Below are 23,831 nucleotides of genomic sequence, written 5' to 3'. Positions count from 1 at the left end.
GTGGGCACGTTCCCCGCCCTGGGCCTGTCCGCCCTCGTCCTGCTCGCGACGCTGGTCGCCGCCACGGCCGGGTCCCGCCGGGTCCCCCCGGTGGCGGTCGCCCTCCCCGGGGCGGCGGTCCTGGTGCTGGCCGGCGCCGTCCGGGCATCGGCGGCCGTGGACGCGGTTCGCGACATCGCGCCGACCGTCGCCTTCCTCGTCGTGGTGCTGCTCCTGTCGCACCTCGCGGACCGCGAGGGCCTGTTCGCCTGGGCGGCGGCGGCGACCGCCCGGCGGTCGGGCAGGTCCGCCCGGTCGCTGCTGGCGCGTGTCGTCGTCCTGTCCGCGGTCGTGACGGCGGTGCTCAGCCTGGACGCCACCGTCGTCCTGCTCACGCCGGTCGTGGTGGCGACCGCCGCGCACATGCGGACGTCGTCACTCCCGCACGCCTACGCCGCGGGCCACCTCGCGAATTCGGCGTCCCTCCTGCTGCCGGTGTCGAACCTGACCAACCTGCTCGCGTTCGCCGCGACCGGGCTGTCGTTCCTGCACTTCACCGGCCTCATGCTGGCGCCGTGGCTGGTCGCAGTGGCCGTGGAGTTCGCCGTGTTGCGGTGGCTGTTCCGGGCCGAACTCGGGAAGCCGGCCGGCGAGCCGGTCATGACCGCACCGCCGCTGCCGGTGCCGGCCGTCGTCGTGGTGTCCCTCGTGGTGGTCGGGTTCGGCGCGGCCTCGCTGGTCGGGGTCTCCCCCGTCTGGCCGGCCACGGCGGGCGTCCTGGTGCTCGCCGTCCGGCAGCTGATCCGCCGGACGACGCGGGTCGCCGACCTCGTGCGCGCTGCCGACGTGCCGTTCGCCCTCTTCGTGCTCGCGCTCGCCGTCGTCGTGCTGGCGGTGCTGCACAACGGGGTGGAACAGTTCCTGCACACCGTGCTCCCGGACGGCGACGCGCTCCTCCCGCTGCTGACCATCGCGGCGTTGTCCGCGCTCCTGGCCAACCTGCTCAACAACCTGCCGGCCACGCTCGCGCTGCTGCCGGTGCTCGCCGTGGGCGGCGCGGGACCGGTGCTGGCCATGCTGGTCGGCGTCAACGTGGGCCCCAACCTCACCTACGTCGGATCGCTGGCCAACCTGCTGTGGCGGCGGGTGCTCGGGCGGGAGGCGCCCTCGTCGGCGCAGCACACGGCGGTCGGGCTGGCAACCGTCCCCCTCACGCTGCTGGCGGCGACCGTCGCCCTGTGGGCGGCGCTGCAGGTCTGATCACTGCCGGGCGAGCTCCACGTTCGTCCGGTGCGGGCCGGCGAGCCACTCCTGCTCCAACCGGGGGTCGACCGGGTCCTTGCCGCGGCGCAGCGCCTCGATGTAGGCGCGGTCCGCGGCGAGCCGGTCCGCGATCTCGGGACCGGTCGCGACGGCGCCGTGCCCGGGCACCAGCACGGAGACGCCCGCAGTGGCCTCCTCCAGCCGGTCGAGAGCCGTCGCGTAGGCATCCACCTGGCCGGGGCGCCGCGGGTCGAGCAGTGGGATCAGCAGATCGGACAGCATGTCGCCGGCGACCAGGACGCCGCGATCGGCGAGCAGGAGAGCGGCGTGGCCGAGGGCGTGGGCCTCGTGCTCGACGACCCGGCCCGGCACGGGTCCGCCGTCCGCGGGCAGGGCGGTGACGAGGGCGATCAGGTCGAGCGGGACATCGGTGGCGCTCTCCGCCGCCATCGCCTGCCCCCGCTCACGCACTCCGGGGGCGACCGCCGCGGAGGCCGGCATGGCGTAGCGCGGAACGTCGCCGAACCGGGAGTGCCAGAGCAGGTGGTCCCAGTGGAGGTGGGTGGAGAAGCCGGCGACCACGGGGACGCCGAGCCGCTCCACGTCGTCGGCCAGCTCCTCGAGCTCGGCGCCGTGGATGCCGGGATCGACCAGGACCAGCCCGTCGTCCCCACGCACCACGGTGGAGTTGCTCCAGACCCACGCGCTCTGCCGGACCCAGACGCCGGCGGCCACCTCGTTCAGCATCAGTGCATCCCCTCCAGACCGTGGTGATCGAGTCTGATTCCGTCGAGATCAGGGTGGCGGCGAGGCCGGCGCAGTAGTGAGTCCGCGCCACGCCTAGGCCTCCTCAGCGCCCCAGCGTCCGAGCGCGACGATCGCCTCGCGCAAGGCAAACCCGCGATCGGTCAGCGCGTAGGCCCGGGTGTTGTGCCGGAGGGGCAGACGGGTCAGCACGCCGGCCGCTTCGAGCTCGCGCAGGCGGGTCGCGAGCATGTTCGTCGGCACTCCGAGGTCGCGCTGCAGATCGCCGTAGCGCTGCGGCCCGTCGAGCAGCCGCTCCACGACGAGCAGGGCCCACCGTGCTCCGACGATGTCGAGGGCCGCGGCGAGGTCGCTCACGCGGTCGGATCGCCGTCCGGCTTCATCCAGAACGGCGAGTAGTGGTAGCCGTCGGGGTCGTCGAACTGGCGCTGGTACATGAAGGGGTAGTCGTCGGTGTCACCGATCCGCCCGCCGGCGGCGGCGGCGCGCTCGGCGAGCTCGTCGACCGCCTCGCGGCTGCCGAGGTCGAACGAGACCGTGACCTTCGAGGGCGTGTGGGGTCCGCCGACCAGCTCCTCGACGCCGCCGACGCTCGCGTACATCTCGCGGCTGCCGAGCATGACGTACTGCTCGGGCGCGATCGCGAAGCACGACACGTTGTGATCGGACATCTCGGCATTGAGGGTCCAGCCGAGGGCGGTGTAGAAGGCGGTCGCGCGCTCGACGCTCTCGACCGGGCAGGTGATGAAGAGGCTCATGCGGTCAACGCTTGCAAAATGCAAGTGCGACGTCAAGTCCGGGCCACCCACCCACGTGAGGCCGTGTTCATCGAGAGCTTTCGTTTCCGGCTAGGTGCGTCCTGAACGGTGACGCCGCAGGAGATCTCTGCCGCTGTGAGGTCCATGAGGAACCGCTGATGCCGACGGTGACCGGGTGTTCGCGGCCAGCAGCGGCGCGGAATCGTGATGGGCTCCGACATGCTCCTCCACAAGATCCCTCAGTCAGATCCCGTGGTCACACGCCTTCGACCCACGTTGCTGGTCAGTACACCTAGCGCAGATGTGCGGTGTCGTTGACGACCCGTACCGAGGTCCGCCCGTCCGACGACCAGGTCACGGTGCTCAGCGACGCCGCGTCCAGGAACACCCGGTGCACCACCTCGTCGCCCACCCCCAGGCCGGCGGCGAGGAACAGCTTGATCGGCGTGACGTGGCTGACCACCAGCACGGTCTTCCCGGCGTGCTGGGACAGGATCCGCCGGCGCGCCCGCGCCACCCGCGTGGCGACGTCGGCGATCGACTCCCCGCCGGGCGCCGCCACGCTGATGTCGGACATGAACCGCCGGGCGGCCAGCGGGTGCTTCGCCGCGGCCTCGTCGAAGGTCAGGCCCTCGACGTCCCCGAAGTCCAGCTCCACCAGGTCCTTCTCGAACTCGACGGGCAACCCGAGGGACGCCGCCACGACCTCCGCGGTCTCCCGCGTCCGACGCAGGGGCGAGGCGACGACCACCTCGATGCCGAGCTCGGCCACCCGCACCGCCGCCGCCTCGGCCTCGGCGCGCCCGGTCCGCGAGAGCGGCAGCTCGTTGCGGCCGCTGAAGCGGCGTTCCGGCGTGTGCTCGGTCTGCCCGTGCCGCAGCAGGTGCGTCACGGTGGTGACGACCGGCGCGGGCTCGGCGCTCGGCTGCACGTCGTCCTCGAGGACGACGGCCTCCGCCGCCGGGTCGCGGTGCACCGGCCGGCCGTCCATCGCGCTGTTTGCCAGGGCGTCCGCGGCACCGTTCTGCGCCCGCGGCACCCAGGTGTAGCGGACGGCACCCAGCTGCCGGGCGAGCCGCTGGGCCTGCAGCGCGAGCTGCTTCATGTCGGGGTGCTTGATCTGCCAGCGGCCCGACATCTGCTCCACCACGAGCTTGGAGTCCATCCGCACCTCGACCTCGGCGGTCGGGTCGAGGTCGAGCGCAGCCTGCAGACCGGCGACCAGGCCGCCGTACTCGGCGACGTTGTTGGTGGCCCGCCCGACGGACGCGGCGCGCTCGGCAAGCACCCGCCCGGTCTCGGCGTCGCGGACCAGCGCCCCGTAGCCGGCCGGACCGGGGTTGCCCCGCGATCCGCCGTCCGCCTCCACGATCAGCCGACTCACTGCTCGACTCCGGTCCCGGTCCGCTTCTCGGTCGCTGGCGCTCCCTGCGATGCTCGCGACACCGTCGTCTTCGGACGCGAGCTCACAGGCCGGACTCGGCCGTGCGGACCAGGATCCGGCCGCAGTTCTCGCAGCGCACGACCTCGTGCGGGTCTGCGTTGCGGACGGCGGACAGCTCGTTGCCGTAGAGCTCGATCCGGCACCCCTGGCACTGGCGCGCCTTGAGCATCGCCGCGCCCGTGCTGCCGGTCTGGGTCCGGATCCGGTCGTACAGCGACAGCAACGGCGCCGAGATCCCGCCGGCCACCTCGGCCCGCGCCGCCTCGTGCCGCTTGGTGCTGTCGGCGATGTCGGCCAGGGCGTCGTCCCGCAGCTGCCGGGCACGGTCGAGATCGGCCCGCGCCTGCTGCAGCCCCGACTGCGCGACCGCCAAGGCCTTCTCGGCAACCTCGAGGCGCTCCATCAGCTCGAGCTCCTGGTCCTCCAGATCGGACTGCCGGCGCTTCAGCGACGCCAGCTCGTGCTGGAGGTTGGTCATCTCCTTCGGCGAGACGCTGCCCGAGTCCAGCAACTTCTGGTCCTTCTCCTCGCGGGCCCGCACGGTCTCGACGTCGGACTCCATCCGCTTGACCTCGCGGCCGAGATCACCGACCTCGGTCTCGGCGCGGACGACGTCGGCGGCGAGCGTCCGCTCCGCCTCCGCGGCCGTCTCCACGGCCGCGACCTCCGGCAGCGTGCGGCCGCGGTGGGCCAGCTGCGTGAGGGCGACGTCCTCCGCAGCGAGGTCCAGGAGTTTCTGCTGCTCGAAATGGTCGACCTTCACGCCGATGAACCTACCGGGCGCCGGCCCGTCCTCCGGCCCCCGTGCAGGGTCCCGCTGCGAGCGTGCGGGGCACGGGGGTCCTTCCGCTACCGCTTACGGGCTCGCACGCCCTCCCACTCCCTGCGGCCTCCTGCTGCCCGGCACAGTCGTGCTCTGCCCACGGTGGTGGAGCAGAGCACGACTGTCCGCGAGGCTACGGTCGCCCGCGCGCTGTCCCGGCCGCTCCCGGGGGCGCCGACGCCAGCGGGTCGGGCAGATCGCGGACGGTGGGGTCCTCCCGCTCGGCGGTGTAGTCGTTCTCCGCCGTCCCGTCGACGCCGTCGGCCACCCGCATCGCCCGCAGGATCGCCGTGACCACGACGGCCACGATCAGGTTGACCAACAGCGCCAGGAACCCGGCGTAGACGGCCGACTTGGTGTCGAAGCCGAACTTCGACAGCGCGAACGACGACCCGCCGAAGTGCGCGCGCGCCACGCTGCCGTCGGGGTTGAGCTTCGGGATGTTGTAGACCAGCACGAGGCCGGTGGCCATGCCCGCGACCCACCCGGCGATCAGCCCGCCACGGTGGAACCAGCGGGTGTAGAGACCGAGCGCCACGGCCGGCAGCGTCTGCAGGATGATCACGCCGCCGATCAGCTGCAGGTCGATGGAGAACTGCGGGTTCAGGCCCAGGATGGCGAGGACCGCGCCGAGCTTCACCACGAGTGAGGCGATCTTGGCGACCCGCGCCTCCTGGTGCGGTGTGGCGTCCTTCTTCAGGTACTCCTTGTAGATGTTGCGGGTGAACAGGTTCGCTGCGGCGATCGACATGATCGCCGCCGGCACCAGCGCCCCGATACCGATGGCGGCGAAGGCGATGCCGGCGAACCAGCTCGGGAACATCTGCTGGAAGAGCACCGGCACGATCGTGTTGCCGTCGGTACCGATCGGCTTGGTGCCCGCGGCGATGGCCATGAAGCCGAGCAGCGCGATGAAGCCGAGGGCGAGGCTGTAGATCGGCAACGCGCTCATGTTCCGCTTGAGCACGTCGCGGTTGCTGGCGGCCAGCACGCCGGTGATCGAGTGGGGGTAGAGGAACAGCGCCAGCGCGGAGCCCAGGGCCAGCGTGGCGTACCCGAGCTGCCCGGTGGCCGGCAGGATGACGCCGGCCCCCGCGGAGAACTTCTTCTCCGCCGCCCCGAAGATCGCGTCCCAGCCACCGAGCTTCGACGGGATCACGATGACGGCCACGATGATCGTCAGGTAGATCAGCGTGTCCTTGACGACGGCGATCAGCGCCGGCGCCCGCAGACCCGAGTTGTACGTGTAGACGGCCAGGATGATGAACGCCACGATCAGCGGCAGGTCGCCGTTGACGCCCATCGCCTTGAGGATCGCCTCGATGCCGACCAGTTGGAGGGCGATGTAGGGCATCGTCGCGACGATCCCGGTGATCGCCACCAGCAGGGCCATCGTCGGCGAGTCGAACCGTGACCGGACGAAGTCGGCCGGCGTCACGAAACCGCGCACGTGGCTGACAGACCAGAGCCGCGCCACGACCAGGAACACCAGCGGATAGATGATGATGGTGTACGGGACGGCGAAGAACCCGGCCGCGCCCGCACCGAACATCAGGGCCGGCACCGCGACGAAGGTGTACGCCGTGTAGAGGTCACCGCCGAGCAGGAACCAGGTGATCCACGAGCCGAAGCTCCGGCCACCCAGCCCCCACTCGTCCAGGTGCATGAGGCTCTCGGCCCGGCGCCAGCGCGAGGCGGCGAACCCGAGCACGGTGACGAGCAGGAACAGGACGATGACGATCGTCAGCTCGACTGCGTTCACGGCTCAGACCTCCCGGTTCCGGTCGCCGGCGTCCCGGACGATCGCGTCGCGGGCCGCCTGGCGCTCCTCGGGGCTGCGCCGGGTCATGCGGTAGACGAGGGCGGTCGTCGCCACACCGAGCGCGACGAAGGCCAGCTGAAGCCAGTAGAAGAGCGGAAAACCGCCGAGCTTGGGGTCGACGTTGTTGTAGATCGGGACGATCAGCACCACCACGATCGGAACCAGCAGCAGCCAGTTCCAGGGGCTCTTGTCGCGGCGCTGCGGCGCGACCTCCCCGGTGGCCGGATCGCCCGGCGGCGTCGTTGCCGTGGACATCACTGCCCCCTCCCCCGGGGACGCGGCCCCGGGTGTCAGCCGGCCGATCTCCCGGCCGGAACCCCGTTCGACCCTTCGTGCCACGTCCACGGGTCGGTGCGACGTCGCGAGACCGCCACCTCCACCCGCCCGGACAGGTCGCGGTGGAGCACGTCCGCGGCCACCGGCAACCAGGGCCACTCCGATGCGAAGTGTGCGACGTCGCAGAGTGCGGGGCCACTCGAATCGATCATGTCCGACACCGGGTGGTGCTTGAGATCGCTGGTCAGGAACACGTCGGCGCCGGCGCCCACCGCCGCCGCGATCAGCGACGCCCCGCTGCCCCCGCAGACGGCGACCCGGCGCACCAGCCGCTCGGGATCACCGGCGGCCCGCACTCCCCCGACCGTGGCCGGTAGGGCCGCGGCGGCGCGGGCGGCGAACTCGCGCAGCGACATCGCCTGCTCGAGGTCGCCCACCCGGCCGAGGCCGGCGCGCGGGTCGTCGTCCGTCGGCTCCAGAGGCACGGCGTCCCGCAGGCCGAGGACGCCGGCCAGCGCGTCGTTGACCCCGTGGTCCGCGGCGCGGTCGGCGTTGGTGTGGGCGACGAACAGGCCGGCGTTCCCGCGGATCAGCCGGTGCACCAGGCGGCCCTTCGGGTCGTCGGCGGGCACCCCGTGCACCGGTGTGAGCAGCAGTGGATGGTGGGTGACCAGCAGCTCGGCCCCGGCCGCCAGGACGTCGTCGACGACGGCGCCGATCGGGTCGACGGCGAACACCACCCGGCGTACCGACTGGTCCGGGTCGCCGCAGACGAGGCCGACGGCGTCCCAGCTCTCGGCGAGGGCGGGGTCGTAGCGGGCGTTCAGCGCGGCGAGCACCTCGCGCATGGGCACGGACACGCCTGCCGACTCTAGGGGGACGCGGAGCCGGGGGTGACAAGCTTCGGGCGTGGCGGACGGCGGGCTTCGGACGCGGGGTCTGCGCGCGCCGGCGTGGCTGGAGCAGCTGGTGCCGACGACGCCGCCGCCGATCCCCTGGCACGACGTGGTCCGCTTCGCCGTGACGATCCCCGTGCCGCTGGCGCTGGCGGTGGCGATCGGCGGCGGCATCGAGCCCGGTGCGGCGCTCGGGGCCGGCGTGCTCTCGACCATGGGCGCCCTCGCCGGGGTGCTCGCCCCGCAGCACGCGCCGCTGCGCGACCGCCTGCGCCGGATCGGGGCCGCGGTCCTCTTCGGGGGTCTGGGGTTCCTCGTCGGCCAGTTCGGCTCCGGCGGGGGCTGGCGGCCGGTGGTGCTCATCGTCCTCGTGTCCGTCGTGGCCGCGCTGCTCAGCGCGGTGAACTCCGCGCTCTCCCTCGGCGCGCTGCAGCTGCTCGTCTACACCTCGCTCGCGTCGGGCCTGGTGACCCCGCTGCCGGTCTGGGTCGACGTGTCGTTCTTCGTCGCCGGAGCGGCCTGGGCCACGCTCACGATGCTCGTGCAGTACTCGATCGAGCCGGTCGATCCCGACCGCAGCGCCGTCGCTGCGGTCTTCACCCGTATCGCCGCACTGCTCGAGGCGGTCGGCACCCCGCAGACCGACGAGGCGCGCCGCCAGCTGACCGCGGCCCTCAACACCGGCTACGACCGGGTCATCCGCAGCCGCAGCCGGTCGGCGGGCCGCTCCCGCGAGCTGTCGGAGCTCGCCGGGGTGCTCAACGCGGCTGCGCCGCTGGTGGAGGGCGCCGTCGCCGCGGCCCGCTCGGGGGTTCCGCCCAGTCCCGACGACGTCGCGGCGGTGCAGTCCCTCGCCGCGGCGCTGCGCGGGGACACCGAGCTGTCCGGCGCACGCCCGCCCGCGCTCGAGGGCGGTCATCCGGCGCGGCGAGCCGTGCGGCACGGCGTCCGGCTGGTCTGGAACGTCGTCGGCGACCCCGAGGAGCGGGCCGGGGCCGCGGCCCTCTACCCGCAGGCGGACCGGCGGCTGCGGCTGCGCGCACTCGTGGACCGCACGCTGGCCAGCGGCGAGAGCCGGTCGTTCGCCGTCCGGCTGGCCCTGTGCATGGGCATCGCCGAGATCGCGCGGCAGAACGTGCCGACCCAGCGCCCCTACTGGGTGCTGCTGACCGTCGCGATCGTGCTCAAGCCCGACTTCGGGTCGGTGTTCACCCGGGCGATCCAGCGCGGCGTGGGCACCCTGCTCGGCGTGCTGCTGGGGTCGGCGCTGCTGGTCTTCCTGCCGCGCAGCCCGTGGCTGCTGGTCGCGATGGCGGCCTTCGCCGCGGTGCTGCCCTGGGCCCGCAGCGCGAACTTCGGGCTCTTCTCGGTGTTCCAGACCCCGCTGATCATCCTGCTGCTGGACATGACCTTGCCCAGCGGACCGGGCCTGATCGGCGCCCGCCTGGTCGACACGTTGATCGGCTGCGGGATCGTGCTCGTCGTCGGCTACCTGCTCTGGCCGCAGACCTGGCGGGCGCCGCTGGACGAGGCCCTCCGTGACGCCGCCGTCGCGCTGGACGCGTTCGTCGAGGCGGCCTTCACCGGGGACTCCACCGAGCGCCGCCGCGCACGGCGGCGCAACTACCGGGCCCTGACCGAGCTGCAGACCCAGCTGCAGCGCCGGCTCGCCGAGCCGCCGCCGATCAGCACCCGCGCGGCCGCGTGGTGGCCCGTGATCGTGCAGCTGGAACGGACGTCGGACGCCGTCACCGAGGCCGTGATCGCCGCGCACCAGGGCGAACCGGCGCCCGACCTCGCGCAGGTCACCGTCCTGCGCCGCGCGATCCGCCAGCTCGAGGAGGACCTCCGCACCCCCCGGATCGGTGACGACGACGCCGAGATCCTGGCCGACGGGGTGCTGGCTCCGGTCGCCCGCGAGGTCGACGCCGCCCGCCGACTGGTCCGCGAGACCGCCCCGGGCCGCCGCGACCACTGAGTTGCACGTGACCGTGCGTCACCCTGGGATGGGCGGGTGACGATCGATCCGCCGTCCGCCCTGCCCGCACCGACCGGTCCCCCGCCCCCCGGGTCGCGCACGGTCACGACGGACGACGGCGTGCCGCTGCACGTCGAGGTGGACGGCGTGCCGGACGCCTCGCTGACCGTCGTCTTCTCGCACGGGTTCACCGCCCGGCTGGTGGAGTGGGAGCTGCAGCGCGCGGCGATCCGCGACCGCGCGCGGCTGGTCCTGTGGGACCAGCGCGGGCACGGCCGGTCGGGCTGGACGAAGCTCACCCGGGCCACGATCGACCGCACCGGACGCGACCTGGGTGAGGTCCTGGACGCCACGACGCCGTCCGGACCGGTGGTCCTGGCCGGGCACTCGATGGGTGGCATGAGCATCCTGGCGCTGGCCCGGCAGCGGCCGGAGCTGTTCGGGAGCCGCGTCGTCGGCGTCTTCCTGCTGGCCACCTCGGCAGGGGGCCTCGTCCGGACCGGTGTCCTGGGGCTGCTCATCAGGATGATCCGGAAGCTGAAGTTGCTGTCGCTGTACCTCCGGTTCCTCCAGCTGCTGGCGCCGCTGCTCGAGCGGTTCCGGCGGCGCGGTACGCGGCTGGGCCGGCGGATCACCCGACGGCTGCTCTTCGGTGCCGACGACGCCGATCCGGGCAGCGTCCGCCTCGTCCAGGACCTGCTGGAGGAGACGCCCTATCCGGTCGCGATGGCCTTCTACGCCGGCTTTCTCGACCACGACGAGACCGCGGCTCTCGAGGTGCTGCGCCGGGTGCCGACGACCGTGGTCGCCGCCTCGCACGACCGGCTCACCCCCGCCGCGCACGGCCGCGACATGGCGGCGCGCATCGGGGAGTCGGCCGAGCTCGTCGTCGTCCCGGGCGCCGGCCACAGCGTGAACCTGACCCGTAGCTCGATCGTCGACGACGCGTTGAACGCGTTGCTGGACCGCGTGTCGACCAGTGGACAGATGACTGGTTGAGCGCGCTCCGGCTGGGCAGTGGCAGTGTGACGGGCACCACGACGACCGTGTTGCAGTAACCCGCCGGCACGCATAACTTCGGCGGCCACGCCGACGACGTCTGAGGAGCAGAACGTGGACCGGATGAGTGCCCTCGACTCGGGCTTTTTCTTCGCGGAGAGCGAGAACACCCCGATGCACGTGGGGTCGGTCGCGGTCTTCGAAGGACCCGCGCCGTCCTACGGCGACGTGGTGCGCCTGCTGCTGAGCAAGCTGCCGCTGGTGCCGCGATACCGCCAGCGGGTGCGCGAGATCCCGCTGCAGCTCGGCCGCCCGGTGTGGGTCGACGACCCGCACTTCCAGATCCTGTACCACGTCCGGCACACCGCGGTGCCGGGTCCGGGCAGCGACGAGCAGCTGCGCAACCTGGCCGGCCGCGTGCTCGGCCAGCGCCTGGACATGGCCAAGCCGCTGTGGGAGCTGTGGCTGGTCGAGGGCCTGGCCGAGGGCCGCTGGGCGATCATCTCCAAGGTCCACCACTGCATGGTCGACGGCATCGCCGGCACCGAGTTGATGCAGCTGATGTTCGACCTCAAGAGAGACGCCACGCACGAGGCGCCGAAGGACTGGACGCCGCGCCGTCCCCCGTCGAGCGCGTCCCTGGTCGCCGAGGCGGTCGGCGACGCCCTGACCCACCCGGCCCGGGCGGTCTCGTCCCTGCCGACGCTGAACACCGCCGTCCGCGGTGCCAAGGCGCTCGCCGAGCAGGGCCGGACCGTCGCCCAGACCGTCCCCTCGCTCGCCAAGCAGGCCCTCACCCCCACCGCGCGGTCGCTCAACGGGCCGATCGGCCCGCACCGCCGATGGGCCTGGACCGAGGGCAGGTTCGAGGAGTTCAAGGCCGTCCGGACGGTGTTCGGCGGCACGGTCAACGACGTCGTCCTCACCGCGATCACCGGCGGCTTCCGCGATCTGCTGCAGGGCCGCGGCGAGCTGTCCTCGGAGAAGCTCGTCGTCCGCTCGATGGTGCCGGTCTCGGTGCGCAAGGCCGACCAGAAGGGATCGCTGAACAACCAGGTCTCGGCGGTGTTCGTCGACCTCCCGGTCGGCCTGGCCGACCCGGTCGAGCGGCTCACGACGGTCCGCGGGCAGATGGACGAGTACAAGAAGGCGATGTCGGCGGTCGACGCCAACTCGATCATCGACATGGGCAACTACGTCGCGCCGCCGCTGCTCGCCCTCGGCGTGCGTGCCGCGCTCGCCGCCGGGCAGTTCGTGTGCCAGGCGGTGACCACGAACGTGCCGGGGCCGCGGTTCCCGCTCTACGTCCTCGGCAAGCAGATGGTGTCCGCCTACGCCTACGTGCCGATCGCGGGCGGCACCCGGTGCTCGATCGGCATCTTCAGCTACCAGAACACGATGACGTTCGGGATCAACGCCGACTTCGACGGCTACCCCGACGTCGACACCCTGTCCGGTGGCATCCGGCGCGGGCTCGACGAGCTGCTGACGCTGGCCAAGAAGCACGCCGACAAGGCCTCCTCCGCCGCCGAGGCCGCTCCGGCCGAGGCCCCTCCGGCCAAGAGGGCTCCGACCAAGAGGGCTCCGGCCAAGACCGCGGCGCCGAAGAAGAAGGCCGCGGCAGCGGGGCAGCAGTGAGCCCGGGCCGACGCCGCGAAGGCTTGACGGTCGCCGTCACGGGGCCGACCGGCACCTTCGGCGCCGGGCTGGTCCCGCAGCTGCAGGCCGACGAGCGGATCGCGCGGATCATCGGCATCGCCCGGCGTCCGTTCGATCCGGCCGAGCGCGGCTGGTCGAAGATGGAGTACCGGCAGGGCGACGTCCGTGATCCGGCGGCGCTCCGGGAAGCCTTCGCGGGTGCCGACGTCGTCGTCCACCTGGCGTTCCTGATCACCGGCAACGCCTCGCGGGAGACCGCGCGGGCGATCAACGTGGACGGCACGCTCAACGTGTTCCGAGCTGCCGCGGCCGCCGGTGCGCAGCGGTTCGTCTACGCCTCGTCGGTGGCGGCCTACGGCTTCGCCGACGACATCCCCGACCGCATCTCGGAGGACTGGCCGACCCGCCCCGCCCACCGGCTGTTCTACGCGCAGGAGAAGGCCGAGCTGGAGTCGCTGCTGGAGAGGGAGGCGGCGGAGCATCCGGAGCTCACCCTCTACCTCCTGCGCCCGCCGATCGTCCTCGGCCCCCACGCCGTGGGCGCGAAGGACGTGCTGCCGGGCCCACTGGCGCCGCTGGGCCGGCGCCTGTTCGGCCGGCCGCGGCGGCTGCCGTTCCCGGTCCCTGTGCTGGCGCCGCAGCACCCGCTGCAGTTCATCCACGAGGACGACGTCGGACGTGCGCTGCTGCTCTGCGTCGTCGCCGCCGGCCCCCCGGGCGCGTACAACATCGCCGGCGACGGCGTCGTGACCGCGGCGGACGTCGTCCGCGAGTTCGGCGCCCTGCCGATCCCCATCCCGGCCGCGCCGGCGCAGGCCGCGGCGCGCGCGGTGTCGCGCCTGCCGTTCCTCCCGCCGGCCGCCGAATGGGTGGAGGCGGCCAGCCGCCCGGTCATCATGGACACCACCCGGGCCCGCGAGCAGCTGGGCTGGCGGCCCCGGTACAGCGCGCTCGAGGCGCTGCGCGCGACCCTGGACGCGGATTAGCTGATAGCCGTCACCGTCTCGTCCAGCCAGGAGAGGACGTCCGCGGCGACGCGGTCGGGCACCTGCAGCTGCGGGACGTGACCGACGCCGGCCAGTTCGACGTAGCACCAGGTCGGGTGGCGGCGGGCGATGTCCCGCGCCGCGGCGACCGGTACGAGCCGGTCGCGATCGCCGTGCACGAGAAGGACGGGCACCCGGATCGACGCCATCGCCTTGCGGTAGCGCCGCGGGTCGACGAGCAGGCGCAGCAGCGACCGCGCAGCGCCCAGGAACGCCCGGTCCATGCCCTCGACGTCCTCGCGCTCCTCCAGCAGCGTGACCGACCGCTCGATCACCTCGGGCGGGACGCTGTCGGGGTCGACCCCGCACAACGAGAGCATCTCGCGCACCCGGGCGCGCTCGGAGGTCTTGGTGCGCCGCTTGCGCAGGAACCGCTCGCCCAGGAAAGGCACCGCGTAGATCGCGAACATGAGGGCGACCAGCGGGTCCAGCGCCCGCCGGGGGCCGGGGACCGCCGGGTCGAGGAGCACCAGGCCGGTCACTGCGTCCGGGCGCTCGCCCGCCGCGAGGATCGAGAGCATCCCGCCCATCGAGTTGCCGACCAGGACCGCCGGCTCCCCCACCACCTCGTCGAGGAACCGCTGCAGCACGGCCGCGTTGGCCGAGACGCTGGAGGTGCGGCCGCCGGGCTCGCTGCGGCCGAAACCGGGCAGGTCGATGGCCCAGACGCGCGCGCGTTCCTCGAGCAGCGGCGCCAGCAGATCCCAGTTCAGGTGCGACCCGCCGAGACCGTGCACCAGCACGACCGCCGGACCGGCCGCGGGGCCGCCGAAGTCGACGTAGTGCACCGGCCCGTCCAGGTCCACGACCCGGCTCTCCCCGTTGGTCGACCGTTCAGCGTCCGTCACGCCCCGACCGTACCCGCCGGTAACCCCTGCGGGTGACGTCGATGAGATCTCGCGGTCACCTGCCGGTCACGGGGCAAGCGACCTACCTGCGGAACGTGAACGACTGATATGACCCAGAACACATTTCGGCAACATCTGACTCCGAATGGGGTCGACCAGGTGTGCCCCAGGCATCACATTGGTACACGTCAGACCAACGAAGGTCGGCACACGGAGGACGAAGTGGCAGCACGCCAGAGCGAAGGACCCATGCTCCCGCTCTACCTCACCGAGCCCGGCCGCGCCGTGGCCGACTACGGCCTCTACCTGGCTGCCCGCCCGCTGCTGCCCCGCCTGCCGCGCGGTGACGGGCACTCCGTCCTCGTCCTGCCCGGGCTCCTCGCCGACGACGTATCCACCCACGCCCTGCGCACGGTGCTCCGCAAGCTCGGCTACGACGTGCACGGGTGGGGGTTGGGACGCAACATCGGGCCCACCGCCACCTGCGTGAACGGCATCCGCGACCTGATGGAGCGCCTCACCGACTCCTCCGGCAAGCCGGTCACCGTCATCGGCTGGAGCCTGGGCGGGATCTTCGCCCGCGACGTGGCCCGCCGCTCGCCGGAGTCGGTGCGCCAGGTCGTGACGCTGGGCAGCCCGTTCCGGCTGACCAAGCACACCGAGAGTCGCGCCACGAAGGTCTTCGACCGGTTCGCGCACCTGCACGTCGAGCACCGCACGCTGCCGCTGGAGTCGGAGAGCCTGCCCCTGCCCATGCCGGCGACGTCGATCTACTCCCACTACGACGGCATCGTCCACTGGCGGACGTGCCTGGACACCCCGGGCGAGCGCTGCGAGAACATCGCGGTCATGGCCAGCCACCTGGGCCTGGGCCACCACCCCGCCGCGATCTGGGCGGTCGCCGACCGGCTGGCGCAGCCGGAGGGCACCTGGAAGCCGTTCAAGGCCCCGCTGTTCCTGCGGCCGGCCTTCCCGAAGCCCGCGACTCCGGCGGCGACCGGCCCGCTGGCCGAGGAGACGTCCGCCGCCTGACCGCGCGGGGCCGGAGCAATGTGCGTCCGAGGCGCATCCCGAGCGGAAAGTGCGCCGTGGTCGCACATCGCTCGTGCGTCCGCACCCCGGAGGGCCGAGGCCGAGCCCGCCGATGCCGACACCGACCCGGCTCCCGCCTGCCCCGCCTGCCAGGACGTGGCCGATGCCCTCGACAGCATCCGGGCCCTGTTCACCGACCTCGCCGGCGACGTCGCCCATCTCGGCGAGCGCCTACGGGAGCCCTCGCCCGCGACGCCGACCAGCTCCCCCGGTCTCCCACGCGGGCCACACGCCGTTGGTCCCGAGGCCGGCCTGACGCGATCGGTCTGATCAACTACCGGCTGCCGCCCCATCTGATTGCCGGACCGGTAGCCGAATGCGGCTCGGAACCTCCCCGAGGGCTGCCGGACATGCGGTCACCAGCCAGGGCCCGAGTGAAGGCTTGACGCCCCCCCGTGCGGATCTCTGCTGCCGGAAAGCTCACGCCTAGCCTCCAGCTGAGCCTCGTGCCGTTCCCGGCGCTTCACGCTGTCTGAGCCGTGGTCGTCTGCCGCGGTGGCCGCCGGCTGCTTGCTGCTGTCCTTGTGTCGGCGCAGCCGACCCCCCGTGATCGTCATGGTCAACAAGCGTCGACCTACCCGGTCATCGAAGGGAATGGACCAATGATCCTCGCGGCCGTTCTACCAGGCCGCTCACCGAGCATTGGCACTCGTGGATCTCGCCAGCGAGTACGACATCAGGTCGGCGTTCGTGGCCCTGCTCCAGTAACTCCGTGAGTAACTCGTTACCCCGACACCACGCGGGAGTCGGAAACCCGCACGTCTGAGGAATGTGGGTGGGCGCGGAGGGATTTGAACCCCCGACCGCTCGCTTGTAAGGCGAGAGCTCTACCGCTGAGCTACGCGCCCGGCGCGCCCAGGGTAGTCAAGGGACCCCCGTCCCCCTCACCGCTCGCAAGCTCGCGGCGAGCCTCTGGACGGGGGTCTCCTCCTGGACGCCGGACGGTCAGGCGGCGAGCTTGCCGACAGCGTCCTTCCAGCCGGACTGCGCGCGGGCGTCACCGGGCTGGTTGACCTCGGCGAAGGTGATGGTCCCCTCGGCGTCGATCAGGAAGGTGCCGCGCACGGCCATGCCGGCCTTGTCGTTGAACACGCCGTAGGCCTGCGCCACCGAGCCGTGCGGCCAGAAGTCCGACAACAGGTCGAAGTCGAAGCCCTCCTGCGCCTTGAACGCCTTGAGGCTGAACACCGGGTCGGTGCTGATCGCGAGCACGCGCACGCCGGCGTCGCTGTAGGTGGAGAGCTCGTCACGGAGCTGACAGAGCTCGCCCGTGCAGATGCCGGAGAAGGCGAACGGGTAGAAGACCAGCAGCACGGGGGTGCCGCGCAGGTCCGCCAGGGACACGACCTGCTTGTCCTGGTCGGGGAGGCTGAAATCGGGGGCGACGTCACCGACGGAGAGGCTCATGGCTCGATCGTCCCTCAGCGCCGCGTGCGTGCGGCCTTCGGGGTCACGAGCCGGATGCCCGACCAGTCCTTGGCCGCGGAGATGCTGCTCGTCTGGGAGAGCCCCGCGGTGGGAGCGGCCTCGGTGACGTCGCCGGGCTCCACGTGGCCCGGGCGGCCCGACTTCGGCACGAGCAGCCACACGACGCCGTCGTCGGCCAGCGACGCGATCGCGTCCACGAGCGCGTCGACCAGGTCGCCGTCGTCCTCGCGCCACCAGAGGATCACCACGTCGGCGACCTCGTCGGTGTCCTCGTCGACCATCTCACCGCCGGAGAGGTCGATGATGGCGTCGCGCAGGTCCTCGTCGGCGTCTTCGTCCCAGCCGAGCTCCTGCACGACCATGCCCGGCTTGATGCCCAGCCGGGCCGCCATGCCGGCGCTGTCGACGCTCATCCGTGCTGCTCCTCCATGGGTGATTGTGCGCGGTGATGGTGCGGTGGATGCTGCCCTGTCCGGGCGTCCGACGCGCGCGGAGGCGTCACGGACGTCCGCAGTCGTTACCTGGGAGGGCGCGGTTCGGGCGCTCACCGAGGACGGACACGACCAGCGGGAGGGAAACCCGCACCCCGGTCATGTCACCCCTCTCGCCTCATCGATCTCTGCTCCGGGGGTCTGCCCCGGAACGGACTCGTCACGCCGAGCCACCGTGGCGGAAGCGTAGGGCATGACGGGCCGGACGCAAGCGCGCGCAGCAGCCAGTTCGTCGACAGCGGGAGGGGTGTGTGCCGTACTCCTCTTCCGCACGACGGCAGGGCCGCGTGACGGCGACCACCTCGAAGAGAGACGATGGGCACATGAGCGCACCGCAGCAGAAGGACGGCGACCCCGTCCAGGAGTCCGGCACCCCCCGCTCGGTCATCACCAACGGGATGCCCAGCCAACTCATCGACACCGACCCCGACGAGACCCAGGAATGGCTGGACTCCCTCGACGCGGTCGTCGACCACGCGGGCCAGGGCCGCGCCCGCTACCTGATGCTGCGGATGCTCGAGCGCAGCCGCGAACAGAGGGTCGGGGTGCCGTCGCTGCGCAGCACCGACTACATCAACACCATCCCGCCGGAGCGCGAGCCGTGGTTCCCCGGTGACGAGCACGTCGAGCGCCGCATCCGCGCCTACATCCGCTGGAACGCCGCGATCATGGTGCACCGCGCGCAGCGGCCCGGGATCGCCGTCGGCGGCCACATCTCGTCCTACGCGTCGTCCGCGTCGCTCTACGAGGTCGGCTTCAACCACTTCTTCCGCGGCAAGGACCACCCCGGCGGCGGCGACCAGATCTACTTCCAGGGCCACTCCTCCCCCGGCATCTACGCTCGCGCGTTCCTCGAGGGCCGGCTGACCGAGCACCAGCTCGACGGCTTCCGCCAGGAGGTCAGCCACCCCGGCGGGGGCCTGTCCTCCTACCCGCACCCGCGCCTGATGCCGGAGTTCTGGGAGTTCCCGACGGTCTCCATGGGCCTCGGCCCGATGAACGCGGTCTACCAGGCGCGGTTCAACCGCTACCTGCACGCGCGCGGCATCAAGGACACCTCCGACCAGCACGTCTGGGCGTTCCTCGGGGACGGCGAGATGGACGAGGTCGAGTCCCTCGGCGCCATCGGCCTGGCCGCGCGCGAGGAGCTCGACAACCTGACCTTCGTCATCAACTGCAACCTGCAGCGCCTCGACGGCCCGGTCCGCGGCAACGGCAAGGTCATCCAGGAGCTGGAGTCCTTCTTCCGCGGCGCCGGCTGGAACGTCATCAAGGTGATCTGGGGCCGCGAGTGGGACGCCCTGCTCGCCCAGGACCGTGACGGCGCGCTGGTCAACCTGATGAACACCACGACCGACGGCGACTACCAGACCTACAAGGCCGAGGACGGCGCCTTCGTCCGCGAGCACTTCTTCGGCCGCGACCCGCGCACCCGCAAGATGGTCGAGCACCTCAGCGACAAGGAGGTGTGGGACCTCTCCCGCGGCGGCCACGACTACCGCAAGGTCTACGCCGCGTACAAGGCCGCGATGGACCACAAGGGCCAGCCGACGGTCATCCTCGCCAAGACCATCAAGGGCTGGACGCTGGGCAGCCACTTCGAGGGCCGCAACTCCACGCACCAGATGAAGAAGCTGACCGCCGAGGACCTCGCCGCCTTCCGCGACCGGCTCTACCTCGACATCCCCGACTCGGCGCTGGACAAGACCCTGCCGCCCTACTACAAGCCCGAGCCGGGCTCCGACGAGCTGGAGTACATGCTCGAGCGGCGCCGCCAGCTCGGCGGTTCGGTGCCGCGGCGCCGGTCGGAGTTCAAGCAGCTCAAGGCCCCCGACGACAAGGCCCTCGACGTGCTGCGCCGCGGTTCGGGCAAGCAGGAGGTGGCGACGACGATGGCGTTCGTCCGCCTGCTGAAGGAGCTCCTCAAGGACAAGGAGCTCGGCCCGCGCTTCGTCCCGATCATCCCGGACGAGGCCCGCACCTTCGGCCTGGACGCCCTGTTCAGCTCGCACAAGATCTACAACCCGGCGGGCCAGCGGTACACGTCGGTCGACCGCGAACTGATGCTGGCGTACAAGGAGTCCGAGTCGGGCGTGATCCTGCACGAGGGGATCAACGAGGCCGGCTCCGCGGCGTCGTTCACCGCCGTCGGCTCCTCCTACGCCACCCACGGCGAGCCGATGATCCCGATCTACATCTTCTACTCGATGTTCGGGTTCCAGCGGACCGGCGACAGCTTCTGGGCCGCCGCCGACCAGATGGCGCGCGGCTTCCTGCTGGGCGCCACCGCCGGCCGGACCACGCTCAACGGTGAAGGTCTCCAGCACGAGGACGGCCACTCGATCCTGCTGGCCGCGACCAACCCCGCCGTCGTCGCGTACGACCCGGCGTTCTCCTTCGAGGTCGCCCACATCACCCGGGACGCCCTGGTGCGGATGTACGGCGACGACCCCGGTTCCCCGCTCGGCACATCCCGCTCCGCCGACGTCATGTACTACCTCACCGTCTACAACGAGCCGTTCAACCAGCCGGCCGAGCCGGAGAACCTGCCGGTGGCCGACCTGCTGGCCGGCATGTACCGGTACGCCGAGGGCCCGCAGATCGCCGACGGCAGGAAGGCGCAGCTCCTGGCCTCCGGTGTGGCGGTGCCGTGGGCGTTGCGGGCCCAGGAGCTGCTCGCGCAGGACTGGGGCATCTCCGCCGACGTCTGGTCGGTGACCTCGTGGACCGAGCTGCGCCGGCAGGCCGACGAGGTGTCCGAGCACAATCTGCTGCACCCGGAGGAGGAGCCGCAGGTCCCCTACGTCACCGCGAAGTTGCTGGAGGCGCAGGGCCCGGTCGTCGCGGTGTCGGACTTCATGAAGGCCGTCCCCGACCTGATCGCGCCGTACGCACCGCACGGGATGCGGTCGCTGGGCACCGACGGATTCGGTCTCTCGGACACCCGCCCGGCGCTGCGCCGGTACTTCCACGTCGACGCCGAGTCGATCGTCGTCCGCACGCTGGCCTCCCTCGCCGAGTGGGACCAGCTCGACCGGGCCGTCGTCCGGCAGGCCGTCGAGAAGTACCAGGTCCGCGACGTGCAGGCCGCCCCGGCGGAGGAACGGTCCGACGAGAGCCCCGCGACCTAGCCGTGCCTGACGGCGGTGCCCCGGGCAACCGGGTCACCGCCGTCGGGGTGGTGCATGGGCGGCCGGACGCCGACGTCAGTCGTCCCCGTCGCCGCCGGACGTGGACGCGGAGGTGACGACCCCGTTCCAGGTGGCCTGGGCGCCGGCGTGACCGACGCGGACGATCTGCTGCACGGTCCCGACGACGGCGACCACGGCGAGCACCGAGACGACGACCGGGAGCCAACGGGGCCCCGCGCCGGCCGACGGGCGGGCGCGGCGGCGATCGACCAGCCAGAGGCCGACGGCGACGACGAAGAGCGCGATCGCCCAGGGCAGCATGCCGTCGGCGAGCTCGGCGTGCCGCTCGATCAGCGCGTTCCCTCGCATCGCGTGCTCGAGGCCCTCACCGCTCTGGGTGGACAGCGGGACGAGCACCAGCGCGATGCCGGCGAGCACCGGGGTGACGACGCCCAGCCGGCGCCGAGCCTCCGGCCAGAAGGCGTGCAGCAGGACGGCGAGGGACGCGAGCGGCAGGAGGACCACCGTCGCGTGGACGACGATCGCGTGGGTGGGCAGTCCGAAGACGGTCGCGGGCACGGATTCCTCCGGGTCGGGGGCACAGGTCGCCGAACAGTGAGCCACACCAACCTGGCACGACGCTGTGAAAGCCGTCAGCCGGCGAGCGCCTGCAGGGCCATCCAGGCGTAGACGGCGACCCCGGCCGGCAGCGGCTCCTCGTCGAACACGACCAGGTTCGAGTGGTTGGCCGGCGCGGTCGCGGGGTCCAGTCCGGGCGGGCAGGCACCCAGCCACGCCATCGCGCCCGGCACCCTCTGCAGCACGTAGGAGAAGTCCTCGGCACCCATGAGCGGGGCCGGCGACACCCGGCTCGCGCTGGGGCCCAAGAGCTCCGTCGCCGCCTCGAGCACCCGCGCCGCCGCACCGGGGTCGTTGACCGTGACCGGATAGCCCTCCACGTGCTCGAACTCCAGCGTCAGCCCGTGCGCCGCGGCGACATGCGTGGCCACCCGCTGCACCGACTCGACGACGTCCGTGCGGCGCTCCGCCGACAGTGTCCGGATCGTGCCCTCCAGCATCGCGCTGTCCGGGATGACGTTGTTGGCCGAACCGGCCTCGATGTGCGCGACCGTCACCACCGCCGGGTCGAACACGTCCACTCGCCGGGTGACCATCGACTGCAGGGCGAGCACGATCTCGGCGGCGGCCGGGATCGGGTCGGCGGCGGCGTGCGGTTCGGAGGCGTGCCCACCCCGGCCGCGCACGACCATCCGCCATTGATCGGCGGCGGCCATCATCGGGCCGGGCCGCACGTTGACGCTGCCGCTCTCCAGCGTCGAGGAGATGTGCAGCGCGAACGCCCCGCTCACGGGTGCGTCCGGGACGACGTCCAGCAGCCCCTCCTCCAGCATGAACCGGGCGCCGTGGAAGCCCTCCTCCCCCGGCTGGACCATGAACACCACCTGGCCGGCCAGCAGGTCGCGGCGCTCGGCCAGCAGCCGGGCGGCGCCGAGCAGCATCGCCATGTGGGTGTCGTGCCCGCAGGCGTGCATCGCGCCGGGCTCCTCGGAGGCGAACGGCAGCCCGGTGTCCTCCTGCACGGGCAGCCCGTCCATGTCCCCGCGGAGCAGGTAGGTGGGCCCGGGCCGGGCGCCGCGCAGCACGCCGACGACCGAGCTGGTCGTCGTCCCCGTGGTCAGCTCGATCGGGAGGCCGGCGAACGCGTCGAGCACCATCGCCTGGGTCTGCGGAAGGTGCAGCCCGACCTCCGGGTGGCGGTGGAGCCGCCGGCGCAGGTCGATCGTGGCGTCGGCGTCGGTGTAGGCGGCGGAGAGCAGCTCCGAGGCGCTGATCGGCATGGGCAGCACTCTCACACAGCCCAGTCGGGGCGGGAGGTGTCGAGCTGCCAGACCAGGAGGACGGCGGGGCCGCCCACCGGGCGGCCGTCCTGCTGCTCGATCACCACCCCGTCGACGCCGCGGACGAGGAGCAGCCCCGGCGGCACCTCGACCGCCTCCCCCGGCCGGGCCCGGCCCACCCACAGCCTGGCGTCCCGACGGCGGAGGTCGACCCATCCGTCCGCCGCGCGGTGCACCTCGTGCGACGGTGGCGCCGCCGGCTCGGCGCTGCGCAGGTAGCACTGCAGCAGCCGGGCGCCGTCGTCCCCGGCGACCTCGTCATGGGTGAGCCCCGACCCGGCCCGCAGGACGGCGACATCGCCCGCCGCGAACTGCGCGCCGTCCCCCCAGCTGTGCCGCAGCGACCCTGCCAGGACGACCGCGACCACGTCGACGTCCCGGTGGTCGTGCGGCCCGTACCCGGCGCCGGCGGCCAGTTGGTCGTCGGCGATCCGCAGCAGCGGGCCCAGCGAGCCGTCGGTGGGAGCCACCACGATCCGCTGGTCGAGGTCGCTCACGACGTCGGCCGCAGCGACGCCCGGCCCTCGGCGAACGCCCCGAAGAGCAGCGCGGTCAGCAGGCTCCAGCCGACCCCCAGGGCCCACCCGCCCAGGACGTCGGACAGGAAGTGCACACCGAGCCACATGCGGGTCAGGCCCACGAGGAGGACCAGCGCGACCCCGGCGGCGAGGGCCAGGTGCCGGGCCCGCCCGGCCAGCAGCGGCCAGGCCAGCACCAGGGCGACGGTGACCAGGGTGGCGATGCCGGAGGAGTGACCGCTCGGGAAGCTCAGGGACTCCAGACGAGCGCCGCCCTGGGTGAAGTGAGGTCGCACGCGCCCGAAGAAGTGCTTGAGCAGCGTGTTCAGCGGGCCGATCAGGACCACGGCGGTGGCGAGCCAGGCGACGGTCCACCATGCCCGGCGGCGCAGGAGCAGGAGCACGACGGGCAGGTAGACGACGTAGCGGAACAGCGACAGCCCCGGTGCGGTGAGGACGTCGAGCAGCGTGGTGAGCGTGGCGGCGCGGTGGTCCCCCGCATAGAGGGCCTCGCTGACGGCGCCGTCGACCCGGAGTTGGGGCCCGAAGTGGGTACGTACCCCGGCGCCGAGAAAGGCGAGCACCACGAGGCAGCCCGCAACCGTGACCACCGCGGCAGGGACGGCACGGCGGGCACGCGCGCGGGCGAGGACCGGGGCGCCGTCCGGGGGAACTGTCACCGCTCCACTCTTCCCG

At 72.4% G+C, this 23,831-nt stretch carries 22 protein-coding genes and 1 tRNA gene; 7 read left to right on the top strand and 16 right to left on the bottom strand.

Annotation, left to right across the window (positions count from 1 at the left end):
* Positions 1–1,239 (top strand): SLC13 family permease, encoded by a 1,239-nt coding sequence (locus AC2H4J_RS10760; protein ID WP_487464853.1) that lies wholly within the window; start codon positions 1–3, stop codon positions 1,237–1,239.
* Here AC2H4J_RS10760 and AC2H4J_RS10755 read toward each other — a convergent pair whose 3' ends face one another.
* From AC2H4J_RS10755 to AC2H4J_RS10720, 8 genes are all read right to left on the bottom strand, one after another.
* Positions 1,240–1,989 (bottom strand): MBL fold metallo-hydrolase, encoded by a 750-nt coding sequence (locus AC2H4J_RS10755; protein WP_487464852.1) that lies wholly within the window; start codon positions 1,987–1,989, stop codon positions 1,240–1,242. It lies immediately after the preceding gene.
* A gap of 93 nt (positions 1,990–2,082) precedes the next feature.
* Positions 2,083–2,364, bottom strand: a complete 282-nt coding sequence (locus AC2H4J_RS10750) for a winged helix-turn-helix transcriptional regulator (RefSeq protein ID WP_487464851.1) — start codon at positions 2,362–2,364, stop codon at positions 2,083–2,085.
* Complete coding sequence (locus AC2H4J_RS10745) at positions 2,361–2,765, bottom strand: VOC family protein (RefSeq protein WP_487464850.1); 405 nt, start codon at positions 2,763–2,765, stop codon at positions 2,361–2,363. The genes AC2H4J_RS10750 and AC2H4J_RS10745 overlap by 4 nt, the downstream gene beginning before the upstream one ends.
* Before the next feature lie 292 nt (positions 2,766–3,057).
* Complete coding sequence (locus AC2H4J_RS10740; protein ID WP_487464849.1) at positions 3,058–4,149, bottom strand: bifunctional RNase H/acid phosphatase; 1,092 nt, start codon at positions 4,147–4,149, stop codon at positions 3,058–3,060.
* Positions 4,150–4,231: 82 nt separating this feature from the next.
* Positions 4,232–4,972, bottom strand: coding sequence for a zinc ribbon domain-containing protein (locus AC2H4J_RS10735; RefSeq protein ID WP_487464848.1), 741 nt, complete (start codon positions 4,970–4,972; stop codon positions 4,232–4,234).
* A 193-nt stretch (positions 4,973–5,165) separates the two neighbouring features.
* On the bottom strand, positions 5,166–6,794 hold the full coding sequence (gene mctP / locus AC2H4J_RS10730; RefSeq protein ID WP_487464847.1) for a monocarboxylate uptake permease MctP: 1,629 nt from the start codon (positions 6,792–6,794) through the stop codon (positions 5,166–5,168).
* A gap of 3 nt (positions 6,795–6,797) precedes the next feature.
* Positions 6,798–7,109, bottom strand: coding sequence for a DUF3311 domain-containing protein (locus AC2H4J_RS10725; RefSeq protein WP_487464846.1), 312 nt, complete (start codon positions 7,107–7,109; stop codon positions 6,798–6,800).
* A gap of 35 nt (positions 7,110–7,144) precedes the next feature.
* Entirely contained in the window at positions 7,145–7,990 is an 846-nt protein-coding gene (locus AC2H4J_RS10720) for a Nif3-like dinuclear metal center hexameric protein (protein WP_487464845.1), read from the bottom strand.
* 49 nt (positions 7,991–8,039) lie between these two features.
* Between AC2H4J_RS10720 and AC2H4J_RS10715 the strand changes: the two genes are divergently transcribed.
* The 4 genes from AC2H4J_RS10715 to AC2H4J_RS10700 all read left to right on the top strand — a co-directional run bounded on the left by AC2H4J_RS10715 (position 8,040) and on the right by AC2H4J_RS10700 (position 13,648).
* Positions 8,040–10,004 carry an FUSC family protein gene (locus tag AC2H4J_RS10715; protein WP_487464844.1) on the top strand — a complete coding sequence of 655 codons (1,965 nt, stop codon included), beginning with the start codon at positions 8,040–8,042 and terminating at the stop codon, positions 10,002–10,004.
* Between the two features lie 36 nt (positions 10,005–10,040).
* Positions 10,041–11,003, top strand: a complete 963-nt coding sequence (locus AC2H4J_RS10710) for an alpha/beta fold hydrolase (RefSeq protein ID WP_487464843.1) — start codon at positions 10,041–10,043, stop codon at positions 11,001–11,003.
* Between the two features lie 123 nt (positions 11,004–11,126).
* A complete protein-coding gene (locus AC2H4J_RS10705) occupies positions 11,127–12,641 on the top strand; it encodes a WS/DGAT/MGAT family O-acyltransferase (protein WP_487464842.1) in 1,515 nt (504 codons plus the stop codon).
* 23 nt (positions 12,642–12,664) lie between these two features.
* Positions 12,665–13,648: an NAD-dependent epimerase/dehydratase family protein gene (locus AC2H4J_RS10700; protein WP_487464841.1), complete on the top strand. Its 984-nt coding sequence runs from the start codon at positions 12,665–12,667 to the stop codon at positions 13,646–13,648.
* Here AC2H4J_RS10700 and AC2H4J_RS10695 read toward each other — a convergent pair.
* A complete protein-coding gene (locus tag AC2H4J_RS10695) occupies positions 13,645–14,556 on the bottom strand; it encodes an alpha/beta fold hydrolase (RefSeq protein WP_487464840.1) in 912 nt (303 codons plus the stop codon). The genes AC2H4J_RS10700 and AC2H4J_RS10695 overlap by 4 nt on opposite strands.
* Positions 14,557–14,805: 249 nt before the next feature.
* Here AC2H4J_RS10695 and AC2H4J_RS10690 point away from each other — a divergent pair, with 249 nt between their 5' ends.
* Positions 14,806–15,588 carry an esterase/lipase family protein gene (locus tag AC2H4J_RS10690; RefSeq protein WP_487464839.1) on the top strand — a complete coding sequence of 261 codons (783 nt, stop codon included), beginning with the start codon at positions 14,806–14,808 and terminating at the stop codon, positions 15,586–15,588.
* Between the two features lie 836 nt (positions 15,589–16,424).
* On the opposite strand, the gene AC2H4J_RS10685 is transcribed toward AC2H4J_RS10690, so the two are convergent.
* The 3 genes from AC2H4J_RS10685 to AC2H4J_RS10675 all read right to left on the bottom strand — a co-directional run bounded on the left by AC2H4J_RS10685 (position 16,425) and on the right by AC2H4J_RS10675 (position 17,489).
* A tRNA-Val gene (locus AC2H4J_RS10685) sits at positions 16,425–16,496 on the bottom strand.
* 97 nt (positions 16,497–16,593) lie between these two features.
* The gene (locus AC2H4J_RS10680; RefSeq protein ID WP_487464838.1) at positions 16,594–17,055 is read right to left on the bottom strand and encodes a peroxiredoxin; all 462 of its coding nucleotides are present in this window, start codon (positions 17,053–17,055) and stop codon (positions 16,594–16,596) included.
* Positions 17,056–17,069: 14 nt separating this feature from the next.
* Entirely contained in the window at positions 17,070–17,489 is a 420-nt protein-coding gene (locus AC2H4J_RS10675) for a DUF3052 domain-containing protein (protein WP_487464837.1), read from the bottom strand.
* Between the two features lie 401 nt (positions 17,490–17,890).
* Between AC2H4J_RS10675 and aceE the strand changes: the two genes are divergently transcribed.
* Positions 17,891–20,698, top strand: coding sequence for a pyruvate dehydrogenase (acetyl-transferring), homodimeric type (gene aceE / locus AC2H4J_RS10670; RefSeq protein ID WP_487464836.1), 2,808 nt, complete (start codon positions 17,891–17,893; stop codon positions 20,696–20,698).
* A 75-nt stretch (positions 20,699–20,773) separates the two neighbouring features.
* On the opposite strand, the gene AC2H4J_RS10665 is transcribed toward aceE, so the two are convergent.
* The 4 genes from AC2H4J_RS10665 to AC2H4J_RS10650 form a co-directional block, all read right to left on the bottom strand.
* Positions 20,774–21,277, bottom strand: coding sequence for a DUF2231 domain-containing protein (locus AC2H4J_RS10665; protein WP_487464835.1), 504 nt, complete (start codon positions 21,275–21,277; stop codon positions 20,774–20,776).
* A 74-nt stretch (positions 21,278–21,351) separates the two neighbouring features.
* A complete protein-coding gene (locus tag AC2H4J_RS10660) occupies positions 21,352–22,557 on the bottom strand; it encodes a M20 metallopeptidase family protein (protein ID WP_487464834.1) in 1,206 nt (401 codons plus the stop codon).
* An 11-nt stretch (positions 22,558–22,568) separates the two neighbouring features.
* Complete coding sequence (locus AC2H4J_RS10655; protein WP_487464833.1) at positions 22,569–23,114, bottom strand: pirin family protein; 546 nt, start codon at positions 23,112–23,114, stop codon at positions 22,569–22,571.
* Positions 23,111–23,815, bottom strand: a complete 705-nt coding sequence (locus tag AC2H4J_RS10650) for a phosphatase PAP2 family protein (RefSeq protein ID WP_487464832.1) — start codon at positions 23,813–23,815, stop codon at positions 23,111–23,113. The genes AC2H4J_RS10655 and AC2H4J_RS10650 overlap by 4 nt, the downstream gene beginning before the upstream one ends.
* Positions 23,816–23,831 lie beyond the last annotated feature (16 nt).

The sequence above is a fragment of the Blastococcus sp. OS1-29 genome, from assembly GCF_057628075.1.
Note: the sequence above shows the minus strand (reverse complement) of the source record. Positions and strands in the feature narration are given on the sequence as shown.